Source organism: Candidatus Pelagibacter sp. PS_41 (genome assembly GCF_059417725.1).
In genome coordinates this window covers 214363-238305 of sequence record NZ_CM182062.1, presented here as the reverse complement: position 1 = coordinate 238305, position 23943 = coordinate 214363, and the positions used below count along the sequence as shown (strand labels likewise).

Annotated in this window: 20 protein-coding genes and 1 tRNA gene; 10 read left to right on the top strand and 11 right to left on the bottom strand. The window is 30.3% G+C overall.

Annotated elements, in window-relative coordinates; genetic code table 11:
• Positions 1–91: 91 nt before the first annotated feature.
• Together AC5SL8_RS01255 and AC5SL8_RS01250 are read left to right on the top strand one after the other, a co-directional pair.
• On the top strand, positions 92–1987 hold the full coding sequence (locus AC5SL8_RS01255) for a propionyl-CoA synthetase (RefSeq protein ID WP_494580218.1): 1896 nt from the start codon (positions 92–94) through the stop codon (positions 1985–1987).
• Positions 1987–2319, top strand: a complete 333-nt coding sequence (locus AC5SL8_RS01250; RefSeq protein ID WP_494580216.1) for a DMT family transporter — start codon at positions 1987–1989, stop codon at positions 2317–2319. Before AC5SL8_RS01255 ends, AC5SL8_RS01250 begins: the two co-directional genes overlap by 1 nt.
• On the opposite strand, the gene AC5SL8_RS01245 is transcribed toward AC5SL8_RS01250, so the two are convergent.
• Positions 2316–3620 carry a dihydroorotase gene (locus AC5SL8_RS01245; protein WP_494580214.1) on the bottom strand — a complete coding sequence of 435 codons (1305 nt, stop codon included), beginning with the start codon at positions 3618–3620 and terminating at the stop codon, positions 2316–2318. The two genes, AC5SL8_RS01250 and AC5SL8_RS01245, sit on opposite strands and share 4 nt — an antisense overlap.
• Before the next feature lie 43 nt (positions 3621–3663).
• Between AC5SL8_RS01245 and ygfZ the strand changes: the two genes are divergently transcribed.
• Genes ygfZ through nadC form a run of 3 tightly spaced genes read left to right on the top strand, consistent with a single transcriptional unit; the run spans position 3664 to position 6431 of the window.
• Entirely contained in the window at positions 3664–4551 is an 888-nt protein-coding gene (gene ygfZ / locus AC5SL8_RS01240; RefSeq protein ID WP_494580212.1) for a CAF17-like 4Fe-4S cluster assembly/insertion protein YgfZ, read from the top strand.
• Positions 4552–4602: 51 nt separating this feature from the next.
• Positions 4603–5592 carry a quinolinate synthase NadA gene (gene nadA, locus AC5SL8_RS01235; RefSeq protein WP_494580210.1) on the top strand — a complete coding sequence of 330 codons (990 nt, stop codon included), beginning with the start codon at positions 4603–4605 and terminating at the stop codon, positions 5590–5592.
• A gap of 5 nt (positions 5593–5597) precedes the next feature.
• A complete protein-coding gene (gene nadC, locus AC5SL8_RS01230) occupies positions 5598–6431 on the top strand; it encodes a carboxylating nicotinate-nucleotide diphosphorylase (RefSeq protein ID WP_494580208.1) in 834 nt (277 codons plus the stop codon).
• On the opposite strand, the gene ppdK is transcribed toward nadC, so the two are convergent.
• The 4 genes from ppdK to AC5SL8_RS01210 are packed head-to-tail and all read right to left on the bottom strand — an operon-like array spanning position 6415 to position 12836.
• Entirely contained in the window at positions 6415–9090 is a 2676-nt protein-coding gene (ppdK, locus tag AC5SL8_RS01225; protein ID WP_494580206.1) for a pyruvate, phosphate dikinase, read from the bottom strand. The two genes, nadC and ppdK, sit on opposite strands and share 17 nt — an antisense overlap.
• Positions 9090–11156: a glycine--tRNA ligase subunit beta gene (gene glyS, locus AC5SL8_RS01220; protein WP_494580204.1), complete on the bottom strand. Its 2067-nt coding sequence runs from the start codon at positions 11154–11156 to the stop codon at positions 9090–9092. Before glyS ends, ppdK begins: the two co-directional genes overlap by 1 nt.
• The gene (locus AC5SL8_RS01215) at positions 11156–12040 is read right to left on the bottom strand and encodes a glycine--tRNA ligase subunit alpha (protein WP_494573367.1); all 885 of its coding nucleotides are present in this window, start codon (positions 12038–12040) and stop codon (positions 11156–11158) included. Before AC5SL8_RS01215 ends, glyS begins: the two co-directional genes overlap by 1 nt.
• Entirely contained in the window at positions 12030–12836 is an 807-nt protein-coding gene (locus AC5SL8_RS01210) for a S49 family peptidase (protein ID WP_494580202.1), read from the bottom strand. Before AC5SL8_RS01210 ends, AC5SL8_RS01215 begins: the two co-directional genes overlap by 11 nt.
• Positions 12837–12948: 112 nt before the next feature.
• Here AC5SL8_RS01210 and AC5SL8_RS01205 point away from each other — a divergent pair, with 112 nt between their 5' ends.
• Positions 12949–13962 carry a polyprenyl synthetase family protein gene (locus AC5SL8_RS01205; RefSeq protein WP_494580200.1) on the top strand — a complete coding sequence of 338 codons (1014 nt, stop codon included), beginning with the start codon at positions 12949–12951 and terminating at the stop codon, positions 13960–13962.
• Here AC5SL8_RS01205 and pdxH read toward each other — a convergent pair.
• Positions 13959–14585 carry a pyridoxamine 5'-phosphate oxidase gene (gene pdxH / locus AC5SL8_RS01200; protein WP_494580198.1) on the bottom strand — a complete coding sequence of 209 codons (627 nt, stop codon included), beginning with the start codon at positions 14583–14585 and terminating at the stop codon, positions 13959–13961. The two genes, AC5SL8_RS01205 and pdxH, sit on opposite strands and share 4 nt — an antisense overlap.
• Positions 14586–14618: 33 nt before the next feature.
• Between pdxH and aroC the strand changes: the two genes are divergently transcribed.
• Positions 14619–15701, top strand: a complete 1083-nt coding sequence (gene aroC, locus AC5SL8_RS01195) for a chorismate synthase (RefSeq protein WP_494580196.1) — start codon at positions 14619–14621, stop codon at positions 15699–15701.
• A gap of 8 nt (positions 15702–15709) precedes the next feature.
• Here the strand turns inward: aroC and dxs are convergent, their stop codons facing one another.
• Positions 15710–17626 (bottom strand): 1-deoxy-D-xylulose-5-phosphate synthase, encoded by a 1917-nt coding sequence (dxs, locus tag AC5SL8_RS01190; protein ID WP_494580194.1) that lies wholly within the window; start codon positions 17624–17626, stop codon positions 15710–15712.
• On the bottom strand, positions 17623–18495 hold the full coding sequence (locus tag AC5SL8_RS01185) for a polyprenyl synthetase family protein (RefSeq protein ID WP_494580192.1): 873 nt from the start codon (positions 18493–18495) through the stop codon (positions 17623–17625). The genes dxs and AC5SL8_RS01185 overlap by 4 nt, the downstream gene beginning before the upstream one ends.
• A 253-nt stretch (positions 18496–18748) precedes the next feature.
• Between AC5SL8_RS01185 and AC5SL8_RS01180 the strand changes: the two genes are divergently transcribed.
• The gene (locus AC5SL8_RS01180; RefSeq protein WP_494580190.1) at positions 18749–19681 is read left to right on the top strand and encodes an L-threonylcarbamoyladenylate synthase; all 933 of its coding nucleotides are present in this window, start codon (positions 18749–18751) and stop codon (positions 19679–19681) included.
• A gap of 143 nt (positions 19682–19824) precedes the next feature.
• Here the strand turns inward: AC5SL8_RS01180 and AC5SL8_RS01175 are convergent.
• Positions 19825–19901: transfer RNA gene (locus AC5SL8_RS01175), tRNA-Arg, on the bottom strand.
• Between the two features lie 23 nt (positions 19902–19924).
• On the opposite strand from AC5SL8_RS01175, the gene AC5SL8_RS01170 reads away from it, so the two are divergent.
• Both AC5SL8_RS01170 and rpoH read left to right on the top strand, forming a co-directional pair.
• Positions 19925–20905, top strand: coding sequence for an RluA family pseudouridine synthase (locus AC5SL8_RS01170; RefSeq protein WP_494580188.1), 981 nt, complete (start codon positions 19925–19927; stop codon positions 20903–20905).
• 54 nt (positions 20906–20959) lie between these two features.
• Positions 20960–21841, top strand: a complete 882-nt coding sequence (rpoH, locus tag AC5SL8_RS01165; RefSeq protein ID WP_494580187.1) for an RNA polymerase sigma factor RpoH — start codon at positions 20960–20962, stop codon at positions 21839–21841.
• On the opposite strand, the gene AC5SL8_RS01160 is transcribed toward rpoH, so the two are convergent.
• Positions 21838–23130 (bottom strand): adenylosuccinate synthase, encoded by a 1293-nt coding sequence (locus AC5SL8_RS01160; RefSeq protein WP_494580186.1) that lies wholly within the window; start codon positions 23128–23130, stop codon positions 21838–21840. The two genes, rpoH and AC5SL8_RS01160, sit on opposite strands and share 4 nt — an antisense overlap.
• Positions 23130–23942 carry a bifunctional hydroxymethylpyrimidine kinase/phosphomethylpyrimidine kinase gene (gene thiD / locus AC5SL8_RS01155; RefSeq protein WP_494580185.1) on the bottom strand — a complete coding sequence of 271 codons (813 nt, stop codon included), beginning with the start codon at positions 23940–23942 and terminating at the stop codon, positions 23130–23132. The genes AC5SL8_RS01160 and thiD overlap by 1 nt, the downstream gene beginning before the upstream one ends.
• Position 23943: the final 1 nt, after the last annotated feature.

Genomic DNA, 23943 nt, shown 5'->3' with positions numbered 1-23943 from the left:
TCTAATTTGTGTTGATTTTATTGACTTTTTAAATTTAAATACACTTTTTAATTTAAAAACCCAAAAAAAATAAAAAATAGAATCAAAAACAATGAATAATAAATTTCACCAAATATACGAAAATTCTATTAAAAAACCTGAAGAGTTTTGGCAAGAAGTCTCGAAGGATATATTTTGGTTTAAAAAACCAACAAAAATTCTAAACAAATCTAATCCTCCTTTTTATAAATGGTTTGAAGATGGAGTTACCAACACCTGTTATAATGCTTTAGACATTCATATCGATGAAGGTAGAGGTGAAAAGATAGCATTAATATATGACAGTCCCATAACTGGTAACAAAAAGCAGTTTACCTATAAAGAATTAAAAGAAAAAGTTTCAAAATTTGCAGGAGCTTTAAAAAACCAAGGGGTTAATAAGGGAGATAGAGTTATAATCTATATGCCCATGATCCCAGAGGCAGTTATTGCAATGTTGGCTTGTGGAAGAATTGGAGCAATTCACTCAGTGGTATTTGGTGGTTTTGCATCCAGTGAATTAGCAAGCAGAATCGATGATAGTAAAGCAAAAATATTAGTAACGGCTTCGTGTGGTTTTGAACCAGGAAGAACTGTTGAGTACAAACCTTTAGTAGAGGAAGCCATAAAAATGGCATCTCATAAGATAGAAAAATTAATCCTATTTCAAAGATCTGGAAATGAAGCAAATATAAATGCTCCAAAAGAAATCAGTTGGGATGAAGCGCTTTCAAATGCAAAAGAAGTAGATTGTGTTGAAATGAATTCAAATGATTTAGCTTATATTTTATATACCTCAGGAACTACGGGTGTTCCAAAAGGAATAGTTAGAGATATTGGTGGTCATATAGTTGCTCTAAAATGGACTATGAAAAATATTTATAATATTGATACTGATGATGTCTGGTGGTCAGCAAGTGATATTGGCTGGATAGTTGGTCATTCTTATATAGTCTATGCTCCTTTGTTTAAAGGTTGCACCACAGTACTATTTGAAGGAAAACCTGTTGGCACTCCTGATGCTGGTACTTTTTGGAAAATAATTTCTGATTATAAAGTAAAATCACTTTTTACTGCACCAACTGCTTTTAGGGCTATTAAAAAAGAAGACCCTGAGGGGAAGTTTTTTTCTAAGTATGATTTAAGTAAATTTGAGTCATTGTTTTTAGCTGGTGAAAGGGCTGACCCTGATACCATTAAGTGGGCAGAAAATTTATTAAAAGTTCCTGTAATTGATCATTGGTGGCAAACAGAAACTAGTTGGGCAATTAGTTCTAATTGTACAGGAATTGAAATGATGAAAACAAAGTATGGCTCAGCTTGTAAGGCAGTCCCTGGTTATGACGTTCAAATTATGAAGCCAGATCAAACTTTAGCAAAACCTAATGAGATGGGAGATATAGTTATAAAATTACCTTTGCCTCCTGGAACTTTTCCAACACTATGGAATGCAGATAAAAGATACAAAGATAATTACATGACGAACTATGACGGTTACTATGAAACTTATGATGCAGGTCATATAGATGAAGATGGTTACATTTGGATTATGTCTAGAACAGATGATATTATTAATGTTGCAGGCCACAGATTATCAACTGGAGCAATTGAAGAAGTTTTATCAGAACACCAATCAGTTGCTGAGTGTGCAGTATTGGGCGTTGCGGATAAATTAAAAGGACAATTGCCAATTGGTTTGGTCGTTCTTAAATCTGGTGTTGAAAAAGATCATGCAACAGTTTCAAAAGAGTGCATTCAGATGGTTAGAGATAAAATTGGTCCTGTTGCTGCATTTAAGATTGTAATTGTTATTAAAAGATTGCCAAAAACAAGATCTGGAAAAATATTGAGAGGAACAATAAGAAAAATTGCTGATGGGGAAGATTATAAAATGCCAGCAACTATTGATGATCCTTCAATTTTAACTGAGATAAAAGAAGACTTAATGAAAAATAATATTCTTAAATAATGATAAAGACATATTTATTTTTAACTATTGCAATTTTTTGTGAGGTAGGTGGAACAATGTTATTACCCGTTTCACAAAATTTTACCAAAATAATTCCAACCACAACACTTGCAATTTTGTATCTATCTTCATTTTACCTTTTAACATTTGTGGTTGATAAACTTCCTATCGCCATTGTTTATGCAACATGGAGTGGCCTTGGTATATTTACAATTGCAATATTAGGATATATTTTCTTCAAACAATCACTACCATGGCAGGCTGTTTTAGGGTTGTTCTTTATTGTTACTGGTGTTGTTCTGGTAAATAGCTTTACTATAAAAACTATCTAAAATTTTAAAGGCTTACCGTCAGGTTCACCCAATATCTTACCATCTCTCATTTTGATTTGGCCAGCAATAATTGTTGACACAGGAGTTCCTTTAAATTCATACCCATCAAAAGGTGACCAGGCGCATTTACTTTCAATATTTTCATTTTTAATTATAATTTTTTTATTCATATCAACGATTGTGAAGTCTGCATCAAATCCTTTTTTAATAAAACCTTTATCTTGAATGCCAAAAATTTTTACTGGATTTTCACATATAAAATTCATTAATTGTTCTAAACTTAATTTTCCATCATTAACATGGTTTAACATAACTGGTAAAAGTGTCTGAACACCTGGCATTCCAGATGGTGAATTTGGATATTTTTTTTCTTTGTTTTTTTTTAAGTGTGGAGCATGATCAGAACCAATTGTATCATTAAGATTATTTTTTACTCCATACCACAACCTGTCATAGTGAGACTTATCTCTAATTGGTGGATTCATTTGAGCATATGTTCCAAGTTTATCATAACAATCTGGGGCGTAGATTGTTAGATGTTGAGGCGTTATCTCAAATGTGATGTTACCTTTGTGCTGCGATAAAAAATCAATTTCTTGTTTTGTTGTTACATGAAGGATGTGTGCTTTTTTTTTATATCGCTCAGCTATTCTTACAATTCTTCTAGTAGATGAAATTGCACATTCTTCACTTCTCCAAATTGGATGTGAGTGAACATCTCCATCTTTAATTAATTTTTTATTCCTATTTAAAATTTCTTCATCTTCAGAGTGAACTGAAACAACTTTAGAACTACTTTTAAATACTTTTTCAATATCTTCTTCAAATTGAACTAATAGATTTCCTGTCGAAGAACCGGCAAAAAGCTTAATTCCACAACATCCTTCTAAGTTTTTTAAGTCTGCTAACTCATCAGCGTTATCTGGTGTTGCGCCAAAATAAAAAGCATAGTTGCAATACATTCTATTTTTTGCAAGATCTAATTTCTTTTGAAATTCAACTTTATTAGAAGTTGGTGGATTAGTATTTGGCATTTCAAAAACACTCGTTATTCCCCCAACAATTGCTGCCCTACTTCCAGAATGAAGATCTTCAGTGTCAGTTGATCCGGGTTCCCTAAAATGAGTTTGAGTATCAATACATCCTGGTAAAACAGTTAATCCCTTGGCATCAAAAACTTCTTTTGCTTCACTATCAATTTTACCAATTTCTATGATTTTACCATCTTTGATTGCTATATCTTGATCTTTAAGATCTTTATCTATGTAGCAAGAACCGTTTTTAATTATTAGATCTAACATTTATGAAAAAAGTAATTATATTATATTAAGACATCAATCAATTATGAATAATCAAAATGTGTACATTTTAGAAGATAGAGGAATTCTGTATATAAACGGTACAGATGCTAAAGAATTTTTACAGAATATGATTAGTAATGATATTGATAAAGTACGTGAAGACAGTAGTTGTTTTGCATCGCTATTAACTCCTCAAGGAAAATTTCTTTTTGCTTTTATTATTATAAAACACAAGTCTGGCTACTTCATTGACTGTGAAAAATCCCAAACAGAAGCACTTTTCAAACAACTTAGTGTCTATAAACTTAGATCAAAAGTTGAAATTATGAATCTTAGTAACGAATTTGTTGTAGCTGCGTTTAATAAAGAAAAATTTTTAGAATTTGAAGGATCAAAAGATATTGCTGGGAACACAATTAAATATAGAGAAGATTCCATCTTATTAGACCCAAGAAATAAAAATTTAGGTGCCAGGCTTATCATTAATTTAGAAAAGCTTTATCTATCTTTAAAAAAATTAGAGCTAAAAGATTCCCCAATTTCTGAATATTATGAATTGAGTCATCAATTAGGAATTCCTCAAAAAAACATGAATGAATTACAGAATAAGCTATTTGGAATTGAATGTAACTTTGAAGAATTGAATGGAATAGACTTTAAAAAAGGCTGTTATGTTGGGCAAGAGAATACTGCAAGAATTAAATTAAAAAATAAACTTTCAAAAAGATTATTACCTATTTATTTAATTGAAGGAGAAATAAATCAAGATGATTTAATCTATAATGGTGATTTTGAGATAGGAAAAGTTTTAATAAGTAATGAATATCCTTTTGCTTTAATTAAATATTTGGATGATAATTTTAATCAAGAAAATGAGTTTAAAAGCAAAAACGCCAAGTTAAAAATTAACATTCCTAGTTGGATTAATTAGTGCGTCAGAATAAATGCATGACAAGATTGTATCAAATTGATAGGTTTTAGTATGGAGTTCACCGAAGAAGTAAAAAAAGCAACCGATCCAATTTATCAAAAAATCTCAAAGGTTTTACCTGAAATTGAATGGTCAGTTCATGCTCCATATGTTCATAGAATTAATCAATTAAAAAAAGAAAAAAATGCAGTAATTTTAGCTCATAACTATCAGACACCTGAAATCTATCACGGTGTTGCAGACTTTGCAGCTGACTCTTTAGCGCTAGCAGTTGAAGCCTCAAAAACTTCAGCTGATATAATTGTAATGGCTGGAGTACACTTTATGGCAGAGACAGCAAAATTAATGAGTCCTGAAAAAAAAGTTTTATTACCAGACATGCTAGCTGGATGCTCTTTGTCATCCTCTATTACAGGTAAAGATGTAAGATTACTAAAAGAAAAGTATCCGGGTGTTCCTGTTGTATCTTATGTTAATACATCGGCAGATGTTAAAGCTGAAACTGATATATGCTGTACGTCAGCTAATGCGGTTAAGATTGTAAATTCTTTAGGTGTCAAAAAAGTTATATTTTTGCCAGATGACTACCTAGCTAAGTATGTAGCATCTCAGACTGATGTTGAAATAATTGCTTGGAAAGGTATTTGCGTTGTGCATGATCAGTTTAATGAAAAAGAGATAAACGAGATAAGAAATAATAATCCTGGAATAAAAATAATTGCCCATCCAGAATGTCCTCCAGATGTTATTAGGGCTAGTGATTTTGCAGGATCAACTTCTGGAATGATTAAATATGTTGAGGATAATCAGCCTAAAAAAGTAATGATGGTTACTGAGTGTTCTATGAGTGATAATATTCAAGTAGAGAATCCTAAAGTTGAGTTTATTAAACCATGCAATTTATGTCCTCATATGAAAAGAATTACACTTCCAAAGATTTTAGCTTGTTTAGAAAATGAAACAGGTGAAATAATTATGGACAAAGAAACTATCAATAAAGCTCGCATACCTGTTGAAAGAATGACTGCTATTGGTAGATAACAAAAGTGTCTAAATTTAAACTAAGTACCTATTATATAAAAAATAAAGTCAAGCTTGCCTTAAATGAAGACCTTTATCCAGATGGAGACATTACATCAAATTTAATCAAAAATGATAAATCTATTAAAGTTAAACTAATTTCCAATCAACCAGCAATAATTGCAGGATTAGAATTTGCAAAACACACATTTAAGCTAATAGATAATAAAATAAAATTTACTATTAGAAAAAAAGAAGGTTCAATTGTAAAAAAAAATGACGTTATTGCAACAATACAAGGTAAGGCTGAAAATATTTTAATTGGTGAGAGAGTTGCATTAAATTTTTTGAGTCATATCTCTGGTATAGCAACTAAAACCAATCAATTTGTTAAATTAGTTAATAAGAACTGTAAAATTTGTTGTACCAGAAAAACAATTCCAACTTTAAGAATAATACAAAAATACGCTGTAAAGTTAGGTGGTGGAACAAATCACAGATTCAATTTAAGTGATGAGTTTTTAATTAAAGATAATCATATAGCAAGTTCTGATATTAAAACTTTAGTTTTGCTGGCTATAAAGAATAAAAAAGGAAGAAAAATTACGGTTGAAGTTGATAATCTTAATCAACTTAAAAAAATAATAGGTCTAAAGTTTGATACGGTCTTATTTGATAATATGAATTTAAAAACACTAAAAACTGGTGTTAAAATCGCAAAAAAATACTACGAAACTGAAGCATCAGGAAACGTCAATTTAAAATCCATAAAAAAAATTGCAGCAACAGGTGTAGATAGAGTTTCTATTGGTAGTATCACTCACAGCGTTCCAGCTGTTGACTTTAAATTAGAGATTTAATTTTTTTTGATATTTCTGCTTGAGCAGCAGCCAATCTTGCAACTGGTACCCTATAAGGTGAGCATGAAACATAATCCAAACCTACTTTTGAGCAAAAATGAATACTTTTTGGATCTCCCCCATGTTCTCCACAAATTCCAAGTTTAATTTTTTTATTTGTTTCTCTGCCTTTTTTTACTGCAATTTCGACAAGATCACCTACGCCATCATCTATGGAAACAAAAGGGTCTATTGAAAAAATCTTATTATCAAGGTAATCATTTAAAAATTTTCCACTATCGTCTCTACTCAAACCAAAAGTTGTCTGAGTTAAATCATTAGTGCCAAAGCTAAAAAACTCCGCATGTTTTGCTATGTCATTAGCTTTTATAGCTGCTCTAGGGAGCTCAATCATAGTTCCTACCAAATAATCAATTTTAACTTTTTTATCTTTTTGAACTTCTTGTGCAACTCTTATTACTAGATCTTTCATTATTTTAATTTCAGCTTCAGTCGATACAAGAGGAATCATTATTTCAGGAAATGCTGATTTAATCTTCTTAATCTTTAAATCAGATAAAGCTTCAAAAATTGCCCTACATTGCATTTCATAAATTTCTGGAAAGGAAATTCCCAATCTACAGCCTCTATGTCCTAACATTGGATTCTGTTCATGTAACTCATTAATTCTAGACTCTATTTCCTTCAATGGTAAGCCTACTACATTTGCTACATCATTTATTTCTTTTTCTGTTCTAGGAAGAAACTCATGTAAAGGGGGATCTAGCAATCTAACTGTTACTGGTAAATCACTCATAATTTTAAATATTTCAATAAAATCATTTCTCTGATGTGGTAATAGTTTTGATAAAGCTTTATTTCTATCATCAACTGTTTTTGACAGGATCATTTCTCTAACTGATAAAATTCTTTCTTCATCAAAGAACATATGCTCTGTTCTACAAAGACCAATACCTTCGGCACCAAAGTCTCTTGCAGTTTTTGTATCAAGTGGAGTTTCTGAATTAGCTCTAACCTTCAACTTTCTGAAACTATCTGCCCAACTCATTAATTTTGAAAAATCCCCAGAAATTTCTGGTTTAACTGTTGGAACTTCTCCAAGAATAATTCTACCAGTTGAACCATCAATTGTAATTATCTGTCCTTCTTTAACTTCAATTGAAGATGTTTTAAAAGTTTTTGCTTCATAGTTGATATCAATTTCACTTGAACCAGAAACGCATGGTCTTCCCATACCTCTTGCCACAACTGCCGCATGACTAGTCATTCCTCCTCTAGCAGTTAAAATTCCTTTTGCAGCATGCATTCCATGAATATCTTCTGGAGAAGTTTCAACTCTCACTAAGATTGTATCTTGCATCATATCATTTAATCTTTCAGCCTCTTCTGATGAAAAAACAACTTTTCCACTTGCTGCACCTGGAGATGCAGGCAATCCATTTGCTATTACATTAACTAAACTTTTTTCATCAAGCGTAGGGTGCAATAAGGTATCAAGTGAAGCAGGATCTATTCTCATTACAGCCTCTTTTTTTGACAGCAATCCTTCTTTAACCATATCTACGGCAATTTTAACTGCAGATTTTGAAGTTCTTTTTCCAGATCTTGTCTGTAACATCCAAAGTTTATTATTCTCTACTGTAAACTCTACATCTTGCATGTCTTTGTAGTGTTTTTCTAAAACCTTTAATATTTTATCTAGTTGCTTAAATACTTTTGGCATAGACTCTTCCATAGATGCTTCTTTAGCTTTAGCATCCTTACGAGCTTTTTTTGTGATATATTGTGGTGTTCTTGTTCCAGCTACCACATCTTCACCCTGTGCATTAATTAAGTATTCTCCGTAAACTTCATTAGAGCCATCAGATGGGTTTCTAGTAAAGACAACTCCTGTTGCACAATCATTACCCATATTACCAAAAACCATAGATTGTACATTAACAGCTGTACCCCACTCTGCTGGTATTTGATTTAATTTTCTATAAACCTTTGCTCTATTACTCTCCCAAGATAAAAAAACTGCATTTATTGCTCCAAGCAATTGCTCAAATACATTTTGTGGAAATTCTTTTTTTGTTTGATTTTTAACAACTTTTTTAAAATCATTAATTAACCCTTCCCAATCATTAGCATCTAAATCTGTATCTAAAAGCACACCTTTTGTTAATTTATAATTTTCAATTAACTCTTCAAAATGATAGCTCTCCACCCCCATTACAACATTTCCATACATTTGGATAAATCTTCTATAACTATCTTTTGCAAATCTTGTATTTGAAGTTTTATTGGCTAGAGCTATTACAGTTTTGTCATTTAAGCCTAAATTCAAAATTGTATCCATCATACCTGGCATTGATACTCTAGCACCAGATCTAACAGACAATAATAATGGATTTTTTAAATCACCAAATTTTTTTCCTACTTCTTTTTCAATAATTCTTAATTCTTTTTTAATACTATTAATTATTTTGGAATTTAATTTTTTTTTGTCTTTATAAAATAATTCACAAACTTTAGTTGAGATTGTAAAGCCTGGTGGGACAGGTAGCCCCATTCTTCCCATTTCTGAAAGATTAGCTCCCTTACCACCTAAAAAATTTTTTGGACTCTTTATCTTTTTAGACTCTTTAGATTTAAAATTTAATATCAGTTTATTCACTATTTAGTCTCTATGTTAGAAAAATTAATATAATTGTTAAATGTTCTACATAACATTTGTAAAAGTTCCAATCTGTTTTTTTTAGTATTTTTATCCTCATCATTGACTTTTACGTTATCAAAAAAATCTGAAATTACTTTTTTTGCACTCGCTAAAACTATTAGTGTTTCCTTATAATTTTCATCTTTGTTAATGCTGCTAAAATATTTCCTTAATTCATTTATCTTTTTAAATAGGTTTTTTTCATAGTCATTTTTAAAAATACCAGGGTCAGTTGTATTTGATAATTCAATATCTTTATCTTTTAACTCACCACTTAATATACTTGATGCTCTTTTATAATTTATGACAATATCCTCTCCAATTTCTTTAGAAATAACGCTATTTAATATTGATGCCTTATTATATATTTTATTCATATTATCTAAATTATGAGAACTAACACTCGCTTCAATAATATCTCCTCTAATTTGTTTTTCTTTCATATAATATTTAAGCCTATCCATTAAAAATTCTGCTAATTCTTTTTGATGCGACTCATTAGTTAACTCAAAACCTTGGTCTCTATGCAGGGATGTTGAGTAACTGATTAAATCTTTAATTTTAAAATCTTTATTGTTATCAATTAAAAGTTTTACGACACCCAAAGCAGATCTCCTTAGTGCATATGGATCTTTTGAGCTTGTAGGTTTTTGATTAATACCAAAAAATCCAACTAGGGTATCAATTTTATCAGTAAGAGCTAAAGCTATACTAAATGGCTTTTTGGGTGTTTTGCTATCAAGACCGGATGGCAAATAATGTTCACGAACAGCGAGAGCTATTTCCTTATCAAAACCTTGTACTTCAGAAAAATAACCACCCATTATTCCTTGAAGCTCTGGAAACTCACCAACTAAATCTGAGATTAAATCTACCTTACAGATTGATGCTGATAACTCCACTTGATCTTTGCTAATTAATAATTGGTCTGAAATCATTCCTCCTAGTTTTCTCATTCTTTGGATTTTATCAAAATAAGAGCCCAATCCTTTAAAGTAATTCATGTTTTTCAATTTGGAAACTTGCTTAACAAGATTTTGGGATTTATTCTTTTCCCAAAAAAATTGAGCATCACTTAATCTTGCATCAACAACTCTCTCATTACCCGATTTTATAAAACCCAACGTATCCTTGTTATTTGCAACAACTAAAAATTCATTTGTGATCTTTCCGTTTTTATCAAAGGTTGGAAAATATTTTTGATGATGTTGCATTGTAATTATCAAGATTTCTTTAGGTATATCTAAAAATTTTTCATCAAATTTACAAACTATAATATTTGGTTGTTCAACTAAATCAGTAACCTCGTCTAAAAGTTTCTTATTAGTCTCAATAGTGAAATTTTTTTTTTGAGATATTTTTTCAAATTGCTTTATAATAAATTCTTTTCTTATAGATTGATTAATAATAATTCCTGAATGGCTAAAAAACTTTTCATAATTTTTGAAATTTTTAAAATTTTTTTTCTTATCTTCAAATTCTTTATCTGCAAAGGTTGTATTGGAAGAGCTTAAATGATGGAATTTAAAGTTTAAATTTTTACCATCAAAAATACCCAATATTGATTTTAAAGGTCTCGCCCAATTTAAACTATAATTCCCCCATTTCATTGATTTCTTCCATTGAAGATTTTCAAGTATTATTGGCGTTTGCTCTTGTAATAAATTAATTGTGTTAGTCTTTTTAGAAGATTTTATATAAAAATAAAATTCACCTTTTTCTATTTTTTTTTTAAATAAGTCTTTTTTTTTTATTTTATTTGATCTTATAAAGCCCTCTAATGCTTTTTCTGGTGCACTTATAATTGGTCCTCTTATTTCTTCTTCTTTTTGTATTACTTCTTTAGATAGTCCCTCAAATAAAATTACAAGGCGATTTGGTGTTGAAAAAGATGTACTTTTTTTAAATACAATTTTCTTTTCTGAAAAAAGTTTGTGAAAACTTTCTAATAGTGTTTTACGAGCATTTTGTTGTAATCCAGCGGGTATTTCTTCACTAAATAATTCTAAAAAAAATTCAGACATTAATCTATTTGGCTGCTCAACCACATTTCTGCAACTGCCTTGGTAATATCTCTAATACGTCCAATATACCCTGCCCTTTGAGCAACACTTATGGCTCCTCGTGCATCTAAAATGTTAAATACATGACTAGCTTTTAGGCATTGATCGTATGCAGGTAATGAAATTTTTTTTTCTACTAATGCCTTTGCTTCAAATTCATGCATATCAAACATTTTAAATAGATTATCTGTATTGGCATGTTCAAAATTATATGCTGAGAATTCTTTTTCAGCTTGCAAAAAAACTTCTCCATATTTAATACCTTCATCATTCCACAAAAGATCATAAACATTTTTTTTTTGCTGAGTAAACATACATATTCTTTCTAAGCCATATGTGATTTCCACTGATACAGGTTTACATTCTATGCCACCCATTTGTTGAAAATAAGTGAATTGTGTAATTTCCATACCATCACACCAAACTTCCCATCCTAATCCTGCCGCACCTAACGTTGGACTTTCCCAGTCATCTTCCACAAATCTAATATCATGTTCTTTATGATTAATGCCAATTACTGACAGGCTATTTAAGTAAAGTTTTTTAATATTATCTGGTGATGGTTTAATCAAAACTTGAAATTGATAATAATGCTGCAATCTATTTGGATTATTTCCATACCTACCATCTGTAGGTCTTCTTGATGGTTGCACATAGGCAGCCTTCCAAGGTTTTGGCCCTAATGATCTTAGTGTCGTTGCAGGATGAAAAGTACCAGCTCCAACTTCTATATCATATGGCTGAAGGATTAAACAACCTTGCTTGCTCCAATACTTTTGAAGATTCAGAATTATATCTTGAAATGATTTTGTTTTTTTATTTTTGATTTTTTCTTTAGAAGCCATATCTTTGCCAGATAGATCTTTCCTCCAAAATAGTTGCCAACTGGTCAACTTGATTTACAGAAGAAGAAAATTTTTTGCTAAACCATCCTTTTGGTTTTTCAAATTTTTTGATAACAACATCCTCTCCAAATTTTTCTTTCAAAATTTGACTAGCATCGCCTAATTCATCAATTAAACCTAGTTCTTTTGCTTTGCTGCCAGCCCAGAACTCACCCGAAAAAAGTTCAATACCATCTTTTTTTAATTTAGATCCTCTGCTTTCTTCAACAACATCTATGAAATCTTTATGCAAGTCTAGTTGAATACTTTTAAGTCTATCTATATCCTCTTTTTTTTCATCTTGGAAAGGATCCAGCGAACTTTTATTTTTCCCAGCAGTGTGCACTCTTCTTTCAACACCAATTTTTTTTATAAGTTCGGTGAAACCAAATGAAGAATATATAACTCCTATGGAGCCAATGATTGAGCTTGAGTTTGCGTATATTTCATCCCCCGCACATGCTATTAGATAGCCTCCTGATGCAGCAACATCTTCAGCAAAAACTATTACTTTAATATTATTCTTTTTTGCTTGAGCTCTTATGAATTTATATATTAAATGAGATTGAACTGGTGATCCTCCAGGGGAATTTATGGTAATTGCTACAGCTTTAGCTTTTTTTAGAGAAAATGCTTTTTTTATTATCTCTTCTTGACCTGCAAAATCAATACCCTGCTTAAATTTACCAGCATTTCCAATAACTCCATTTAATCTAATATGGGCTACTATTTTTTTCTTTTTAAAAAAAGAGAACATTGTTATTCCTTACAGAATTTTTGATTTAATATAAAGCCTACTTATAGTTGAAGATTAAGGTGCGTCAATTGATAAGTAATAAATATAACTGAATTATACTAACTTAATAATTATGGGCACTGTAGTTCAACTAAAAAATCAAATAAATAATTCTTACTTTCAACTGAAAGATTCTGTTGATGAAAAATTAGTTCTTGTTGAAGAAAAAATTAAATCAAAACTCATAAGTGATGTAGATTTAGTTCAAAAAATGACTGATTACCATATATTAACTGGAGGAAAAAGACTAAGAGCCTTGTTGACTCTTGGATCTGCTAAATTGTGTGGCTACACAAAAGGTGGCAGAGATATTAATTTGGCAGCTTGTGTTGAGATGATACATAGTGCTACTCTTATGCATGATGATGTAATTGATCTTGGAAATATAAGACGAGGAAAAAAAACTCTTAACTCAATTTGGGGAAATCACTCTTCTGTATTAATTGGAGATTACCTTCTTAGCAGATGTTTTGAAATGATGGTAGAGGATGGTAATTTAGAAGTTTTAAAACTTTTATCTTCAACATCGTCTAAAATAGCTCAGGGAGAAGTTTTACAACTTCAGTATAAAGGAGAAACAGACATGCTTGAGGAAACTTATCTTAAAATAATTACAGCTAAGACTGCAGAACTTTTTTCAGCGGCCACTAAAGTTGGTGCAATTTTATCAAATAGTGAAACTAAAGAAAAAGAAGCTTTGGAGTTTTATGGAAAAAATTTAGGATTAACTTTTCAAATTGCAGATGACACTTTAGATTATAATTCTAATCTTAAAAATTTTGGTAAAAAAATTGGTAAGGATTTTTTTGAAGGTAAAATTACCCTTCCAGTGATTTTATTATTTCAAAAAGTTAATTCTTTAGAAAAAGATAAGCTACAAAATATTTTTAAACAAGAAATTAGATCTAAAGAAGATTTAAGTTTTACACTAGATCTAATTAATAAATATAAGATTATTAAAGAATGCTATAAAAAAGCAGAACATTTTATAAACCTTGCATCTAATTCATTAAGTATTTTTAAAAATAATGAAGAGAAAAAAATTTTAGAAGATCTTACTTCGTTTAGTCTTGAAAGAAGTTTTTAAGGGCTTAATAGCGTTCTATTCCACTCATCATTATCATCTTTAGTAAATTTAAGTCTCTCATGGATTCTGCTATTTCCATCTAACCAAAATTCAATACTTGAAGGTTCTAAAATCCAGCCTGACCAATAATTTGGTCGTGGAACATTATTTTTATCTTTATATTTTTTTTTATAATCTTCTATCGATTTTATTAAATCATCTCTACTATCTAATACAGAACTTTGTTTGGAGGCCCATGCACCTATCCTACTTTCATAGCTTCTAGAATTATAATATTGGTCAGCTGTCTCATCTGTAACTTTTTTAACTATACCATTTACTCTTACTTGTCTCAAAAGACTTTTCCAATGAAAACACATTGCTGCTTTAGGGTTTTTTTTTAATTCATTACCTTTTTGACTTTCTAAGTTAGTATAAAAAACAAATCCTTGCTTATTAAAATCTTTTAATAAAACCATTCTTACTGAAGGAAAATTATTGAGATCAGATGTGGCCAATGCAAGGGCATTGGGATCGTTAGACTCTGACCTTTTTGCCTCATTCATCCAAACTTCAAATAGCTTTATTGGGTCTTTAATATCTAAAAAGCAACTATTAAGTCCTAGTGAGTTTTTTTGATTCATAATTTTAACAAAATAATCTATATAATATAGATAATGTCATTTAATACTTTTGGAAAGCAATTTCGTTTCACAACATGGGGAGAATCTCATGGTCCTGCTCTAGGGTGTGTAGTTGATGGATGTCCACCAAATATTAGTTTAAAAGAACAAGATATACAAAAAGAATTGGATAGAAGAAAACCTGGACAATCAAAATTTACCACTCAAAGAAAAGAAGATGATAAAGTTCAAATTTTATCAGGTGTATTTGAAGGAAAAACAACAGGGACTCCAATATCTTTAATTATTTATAATAAAGATATGAGATCAAAAGATTATGGAAATATTAAAGATAAATTTAGACCTGGCCATGCAGATTTTACATACTTTAAAAAATATGGAATAAGAGATTACCGTGGAGGTGGAAGATCATCAGCTAGAGAAACAGCAGCTAGAGTTGCAGCTGGTGCAATTGCGAAAAAAGTTTTGGAAAATAAATTGGGTAAGAAATTCAAAGTTATTGGTGCTGTTACGCAGCTAGGTATACTTGGATGTGATACAACTAAATGGTCAGATAAAATTATCAATCGAAACCCTTTTTTTTGTCCTGATAAGAATATAATAAAATTGTGGGAAAAATATTTATTGAATATAAGAAAATCAGGTTCTTCTTGTGGGGCAATTATTGAGATAAGAGCAAGAGGAGTTCCTGTTGGATTAGGTGCTCCCATATATTCTAAATTAGATATGGATATTGCTTCTGCTATGATGAGTATTAATGCTGTCAAAGGAGTTAATATTGGCTCAGGTATGAATTCAGCTCAATTAAGTGGAGAACAAAATTCTGATGAAATTTCTCAAAAAGGAAAAAAATTAAAATTTAATTCAAATAATGCAGGAGGCATATTAGGTGGAATTTCAACTGGTCAAGAAATTATTGCATCTTTTGCTGTAAAACCAACTTCTTCTATTTTATCAACTAGAAAAACGATTGATAAATTTGGAAAAAATACAACTATTTCTGTTAGAGGTAGACATGATCCATGCGTTGGAATTCGAGCGGTTCCTGTTGGGGAAGCTATGATGAATTGTGTTTTATTAGATCATTACCTGATGAATAAAGCTCAGTGTGGATAGTTCTTATTTTAATTTTTAACTACTTTAATTGACTCTTTAACAAAAAGAACATCATGTATCTTTTTTGAAATTTGTGAAGCATTTAAACCAGCAACATCATACATTTTTTTTGGATCATCTTGTTCTATAAAAATATCTGGTAATGTCATTGATCTAAATTTCAAACCTTTATCAAATATTCCTTTCTCTGCTAATAAATTTTTAACATGAGAACCAAAACCACCAATTGAACCTTCTTCTATAGTTATCATCAAATCGTGTTCTCTAGCACATTTTAAAATAAGTTCTTGATCTAAAGGTTTTGCAAATCTTGCATCAATGATTGTGGGGTTAATGCCTTTAATTTTAAGCTCCTCTGCTGCAATTTTACACTCCTCCAACCTAGTTCCTAAAGACAAAATACAAACTTGTTTTCCATTTTGAATAACTCTTCCCTTACCTATTTCTAAAGTTTCATCTATAGATGGAAGCTCAAGACCAACTCCAGTTCCTCTAGGATATCTAATTGCAGATGGCTTATCATTAATGTGTACTGAGGTATTGATCATTTTTATAAATTCAGACTCATCACTAGGAGCCATTACTATAAAATTTGGTAAGGTTGATAAATAAGTAATATCAAAAGAACCTGCATGTGTAGATCCATCTGCTCCCACTAAACCAGCTCTATCTATAGCAAATCTTACTGGCAAACTTTGTATTGCTACATCATGAACAACTTGATCGTACGCTCTTTGTAAAAAAGTTGAATAAATTGCAACATAGGGTTTATAATTTTCCGTTGATAAACCAGCAGCAAAAGTAACCGCATGTTGTTCTGCTATTCCAACGTCAAACATTCTCTTTGGAAATTGTTTTGCAAAAATATCCATGCCTGTGCCTCCTGGCATTGCTGCTGTAATACCAACTATCTTGCTATCCTTTTCAGCATGTTTGACTAGGGTATTTGCAAACACCTTTGTATATGCTGGAAGATTTACACCACTTTTTACTTGTTCACCTGTAACTACATTAAATTTGGAAACACCATGATAATGATCACTTGCTTTTTCAGCAAATGAATATCCTTTTCCTTTTTGCGTTTTAACATGAATCATAATTGGTCCTTGATGCTTAGAGTCTCTTGCATTTTTTAAAATTGGAACAAGTGTATCCAGATCGTGTCCATCAATTGGACCAACATAGTAAAATCCCAGTGAATTAAATAGTGTTCCTCCTGTAACAGCTGAACGTAAAAAATCCTCAGCTTTACCTGCATTTGCACTAAATCTTTTAGAAAAGGCTGAAGTAATTAATTTAAAAGTTTCTCTTAAGCTAAAATATATTTTACCAGAAAATAATTTTGCTAAATAAGTTCTCATTGCTCCTACAGGTTTAGCGATCGACATGTCATTATCATTTAAGACTACTATCATTTTAGTTTTTGAGGCCCCAGCATTATTCATTGCCTCATAAGCCATTCCTGCACTAATTGCACCATCACCAATAACTGCAATTACATTATTTGACTTGTTAGATAGCTTGTTTGCCTCAGCTATTCCTAGCGCTGATGAAATAGATGTTGAGCTGTGAGCTGCTCCAAATGGATCGTATTCACTCTCTGATCTTTTAGTAAAACCTGATAAACCATTTCCTTGTCTTAAAGTTTTAATCTTTGACTTTCTACCAGTTAAAATTTTATGAGGGTATGTTTGGTGACCTACATCCCATATTAATTTATCATTTGGTGTATCAAATACATAATGTAAGGCTACAGTTAGTTCTACAACACCTAGTCCAGCACCCAAATGTCCACCAGTTTGAGAAACTGCGCTTATCATCTCTGCTCTTACTTCATTAGATAAATCTTGAAGTTGACTCTCAGAAAGTTTCCTTAAGTCTGCTGGAAAATTAATTTCTTTTAAATATTTATAATCTTCAATCATTTATTTCTTTTTAAAATATAATTCAGTGTCTCATTTAAATTATTTGATTTAAAATTATGTCTATCTAAATCACTAATTATCTTAAATTTAATATTTTCACTATATTTAATAGCATTTTTGTATCCAAGTAAACTGATTAAGGTTGCCTTACCTTTTTTTTTATCTTTACCTGTTTTTTTTCCAGCAACTTTGGAAGATCCTTGATAATCGATTACATCGTCTGCTATCTGAAATAAGAGACCAACATTAGAACCAATTTTGTCAAAAAAATTTATTTCTTTTGCTGATCTATTTTTTATTATTGGAGCAACAGAACAGCAGAAACTAAATAATTTTCCAGTCTTTTTTACTTCCATATTTATAATCTTATTTTTTGAAACTTTTTTTTTTTCAAAATTTAAATCTAAATATTGTCCTCCTGCTATTCCTAAATGACCAGAACATTCAGATAATCTTTTAATTAAAGACAATTTACTACTTTCACTTATTTTTAAATAAGAGCTGCTTAAAATTTCGAAAGCCATTGTTAAAAGTGAATTGCCTGCAAGAACTGCTGTAGCCTCACCAAATTTAATGTGTGTTGAGGGCTTACCTCTTCTTAAAGTGTCATTATCCATACAGGGTAAATCATCATGAATTAATGAGTATGCATGTATACATTCTACTGCTGCACCAATAGCAATTAATGTCTGATATTTAATCTTAAATATAGAACCAATATCTAATAAGATTTTTGACCTAATCTTTTTTCCACCAGGAAATAAGCCATATTTCATTGCAGGAATTAATTCAGTTTTTTGTTGTTTGGTAATAAATTTTTGTAAAAATATATTTGTATCTTTTGCTATTTCTTTAAGCTTATTTCTCATTTTTTTTTGTTAATATTTTATTAATTCTATTTTTTGTTTCTTCATTAATTTTCTTATTGTCCTTATGAAATTTTTTTTCAATAATATTATTTAATCTTAACAACTTTTGATAATCATCTATAGAATTTTCCAGATCTTTTTTTTTCTAGATATTCAATAATTTTATTTGCTTCAATTGTTAATTCTTCTAAAGAACCAGGGATATTATCAAGTGGTAAATTTTTATCTTTCATATAATAATAATTATTAATATATGAAAACTTATCAATCAAAAATCAAAAAAGCGAAAAATTATCTTGATAATCATTATTGCATAGGTGTCCCTACAGAAACTGTCTATGGATTAGCGGCCAACGCATACTCTAATAATGCAGTTAAAAATATATATAAATTGAAAAAAAGACCAAAATCTAACCCCTTAATTGTTCACTATCACAGTATCAAAGACTTAAAAAAAGACTGTTTGTTAAATGATAGTTTTATCAAATTGTATAAAAAATTCTCTCCTGGGCCGATTACATATGTCTTAGATTTAAAAAAAAATTCCAAAATTTCTAAAATGGTTACTAACAAAAAATCTAATTTAGCAGTAAGATTTCCTAAACATAAAATCTTTAGAAAATTATTAAAAGAGCTTGATTACCCAATAGCTGCTCCTAGTGCAAATATTTCAACAAAAGTAAGCGCTGTGCAGAGTTCAGATATTGTAGAGGATTTTGGAAATAAAGTTAAATATATTTTAGATGGAGGTCAATGTAAAATAGGTATAGAGTCAACAATAATTGATTTAAGAGATAAACCAAAAATACTTAGATTGGGTGGCCTAGAAATTTCTAAAATAGAAAAAGTTTTGTCTAAGAAAATTAAAATAAGTATTAATCCTAAAAAAAAAATTTCTCCTGGCCAATCTAAAATTCACTATTCACCTGGTATTCCACTAAAAATGAATATTAAAAAAACTAAAATTGATGAGGCATATATTTTAATAAAAAAAAGAAAAAATCATTTATCTAATTATTTTTATCTGAGTAAAAAAGGAGATTTGAATGAAGCTACTAAAAACCTTTATTCCTGTTTAAGAAAAATAAAAAACAAAGGTTATAAATCAATTGCAGTAGAAAAAATTCCTAATGTGGCTCTTGGAAAAACAATTAATGACAGATTAATTCGAGCCTCTAAATTTTGATTAAAAAAAACCAATTGAACTAATCAATTTTTTAAAATTATATAAAAATAAGATGATAGTTGATAAAATTAATTTTGAAGCTAAGCAAATGAGATTGTTGGTTTACTTTGACTAAATAGATGTAGTAAAATAACAACAATAATTGGTGCGCCTGCTAGGAGTCGAACCCAGAACCTCCTGATCCGAAGTCAGGCGCTCTATCCAGTTGAGCTACAAGCGCGTATAGTATTAATATTATATTTTATGGAAAAAAACATTAATTTAATAGTTAAAGAAGATGAAAACAACCTCAGGCTTGATGTATTTATTAATAAACGTGAAAATTTAATTAGCAGAACAAGAATTAAAAATTTAATACTGAAAGAAAAATTAAAGCTAAATAATAAGATTGTTAATAGCCCATCCAAAAAAGTACTAATTGGAGATAAAATAACCCTTCAAATTCCTGAACCAAAAGAAGCGTCTTTAAAACCTTATAATTTTAAATTAGAAATCATTTATGAAGATAGTGACCTTCTTGTAATAAATAAACCACCTGGAATTATTATGCATCCAGGAGCAGGTAATTATGATGAGACAATTGTAAATGCTCTAATGCATTATAATAAAGACTCTTTATCTACAATTGGTGATGAACTGCGCCCTGGTATCGTTCATAGAATAGATAAGGACACTTCTGGATTAATTGTTATTGCAAAAAACAATGAAACACATGAAAATTTATCCCATCAATTTAGCAAACATTCAATTACCAGAGTTTACCAACTTTTAATCTGGGGAAAACTTAGACCTTCGTCTGGAAAAATTGATACGTTTATCACTCGAAGTTCAAAAAATAGACAAATGATGGAAGTAAGTAATTCTAAAGGTAAAAGAGCAATTACAAATTATAAAACTATTGAAGTTTTTGAAAATGACAAAACGCCTACATTAAGTTTTGTTGAATGTAGATTAGAAACTGGACGCACGCACCAAATAAGAGTTCACATGACTCACATGGGTAATAGCATTATGGGTGATGGTAAATATAAAAAAAAATATAAAAAACTTAAAAATATTGACACAAATTTAGAAAATTTAATTTGTAAATTAAACAGACAATTTCTACATGCTCAAACGTTAGGTTTTATTCACCCAAAAACTAATGAGGAGATGGTCTTTACCTCAATTTTGCCACAAGAACTTGAAAATATTCTAACATTGCTTAGAAATACTAGTAAATAAAGTCTTGAAATAATATCACGGTCAACTAAATAAATACTAAACATGAGCACTACTATGAATAACAACCTGCCAACGCTTTCTAACGAAGGTGGTTTATCCGCTTATCTTGAGCAGATTAAAAAGTTTCCTATGCTTGAGGCTGAAGAAGAATATATGTTAGCAAAAAATTGGAAGGCAACAGGAAATATAAAATCTGCAGAAAAGTTAGTAACAAGTCATCTTAGACTTGTTGCAAAAATTGCAATGGGATACCGAGGATATGGTCTTCCAGTAAATGAAATGATTTCTGAAGGAAATGTAGGATTAATGCAAGCTGTAAAGAAATTTGAACCAGAAAAAGGTTTTAGATTGGCTACATATGCAATGTGGTGGATCAAAGCATCTATACAAGAATATATATTAAGGTCTTGGAGCCTAGTAAAAATAGGAACAACAACTGCTCAAAAAAAATTATTTTTTAATCTAAAAAAAATTAAAAATCAAATTGCACCTCAATCTGAAGGTGATTTAAGACCAGAACATGTAAATGAAATAGCAAATAAACTTGATGTTAGCAAAGATGAAGTTGTTTCAATGAATAGAAGACTATCAGGTAAAGAATTTTCTCTTAATGCTCAAGTTGGTGAGGATGGAGATGAGTGGCAGGATTGGTTGGTTGATAAAGAATTAGATCATGATTTAAAATTTGCTCATCAAGAAGAGATGGTTCAAAGGCAAGGTTTGTTAAAAGACTCCATAAAAATATTAAATGAAAGAGAAAGAGAAATTTTATATTCAAGAAGATTAAATGATGAACCTACTACACTGGAAGACTTAAGTAAAAAGTATAAAATTAGTAGAGAAAGAATTAGACAAATTGAGAATAAAGCTTTTGAGAAACTTCAAAAACACATGCTGTTATCTGCTAAATCAAAAAATTTGCTACCTGTTAACTAAACTTCAAAAGGATTTTCTAAAAGAATAGTGTCTTCTCGTTCAGGGCTTGTCGAAATACTTGAAACCTTAGTTCCAATAAAGTCCTCTAGCGCATAAATATATTTTTTTGCATTCTCGGGTAAAGCCTCAATATTTTTTATTCCTTGAGTAGAGCTTTTCCATCCAGGAAAAGTTTTATAAATTGGTTTTATTTTTAGCTGATCTTCAACGGCTGCAGGCAAATAATCCATTATTTTTCCATCCAATTCGTACTCAACACACATTTTAATTTCATCTAATTCATCTAAAACATCTAATTTAGTCAGTGCAATACCATCTATTCCTGAAATTTTGATTGTTTGTCTTACTAAGACCCCATCAAACCAACCACATCTTCTTTTTCTACTTGTAACAGTACCAAATTCTTTTCCTCTTGACCCAAGTAATTCTCCAATATCATCGGTTAACTCAGTGGGAAAAGGACCTTCACCTACTCTTGTTGTGTAAGCTTTAGTTATACCAAGAACATAATGAATAGAATTTGGTCCACAACCAGTTCCAGTCGCAGCACTAGAAGCTACAGTGTTAGAAGATGTTACAAAGGGATATGTTCCATGATCAACATCAAGTAAAATTCCTTGTGCACCTTCAAATAATATTTTCTTTTTTTGTTTTTTGAATTCATCAATTCTAAGCCATACAGGCTGAGAAAACTTAAGTATTTCTGGTGCAATTTTTAACAAGTCCGCTTTGAGTTTATCTTTTTCAAAGATTCTCTTACCTAAGCCTTTTCTAATTGCATTGTGGTGTAAAAGTACAGTTTCTAATCTATGATCAAGATTACTCTCCGACAATAAATCCATAACTCGAATTGATCTTCTTCCAACTTTATCTTCATAAGCAGGGCCAATTCCTCTTCTTGTAGTTCCAATTTTTCCTTTTCCCGCAGCATCTTCTCTTATCTCATCCATTTCTCTGTGAAATGGTAAAATTAAATTAGCAGATTCTGAAATTATAAAATTATCTATATTAACCTCAACACCTTTAGATTTAATTTCTTTAATTTCTTCCAATAATGCCCAGGGATCAACAACAACTCCATTGCCAATAATTGAAATTTTATTTTTTCTTACAATTCCAGACGGTAACAACCTTAACTTATATGTGACTCCATCTATAACTAAAGTATGCCCCGCATTATGTCCACCTTGGAATCTAATTACAACGTCTGCTTGGTCTGACAGCCAATCAACGATTTTTCCTTTACCTTCATCTCCCCACTGTGATCCAACAACTACAACGTTTCTCATTATCTAAATTCTTTTTCTATTGTTATCGAGCTTAAATGGTTAATCGGTCCATGGCCTTTACCAAAGTTAATCTTAGAATTAATTGAATTATTTACATACTTAGTTGCAAGCTCACAAGATTTCTTTAGTGTTTTTCCACATCCAAAAAATGAAGAAATAGCTGAAGATAAAGTGCAACCAGTTCCATGTGTATTATTAGTTGTAATTCGATTGTTTTTAAAAATCATAATCTCTTTTTTATTAACAAAAATATCTTGGACTATTTTAGAATTTAGATGCCCCCCTTTAATAAATACATTTTTAGCACCAAGGTTTAACAGCTTGCTTGCTGCATAAATCATATCTTCTTTACTTTTAATCTTTGTATTAGTTAAGACTTCTGCTTCAGGAATATTTGGAGTTATTAAACTAACCATTTTAATCAATTTATTTTTTAGTAATTTTATTGCTTCATTATCAATTAGCTTTGCACCTCCTTTAGCTACCATAACTGGATCTAAAATAATTTTATTAACTTTTATTATGTCTAAAGATTTAATAACAGACTTAATAACTTTAGAAGAGTGCAACATGCCAATCTTGACTGCATCAGGCCTAATATCTTTTGAAGTAAATTCTATTTGTTTAGATATTTCTTTTGGATTTATTGGAATTATTGATTTTACACCTGTGGTATTTTGAACTGTAACTGCTGTGACTGCTGTCATGGCATAGGATCCTAGAGCAGTGACTGTTTTAATATCAGCTTGAATGCCAGCTCCACCAGAAGAGTCCGATCCAGCAATTATCAATATTTTTGCTTTAGGTTTCAAT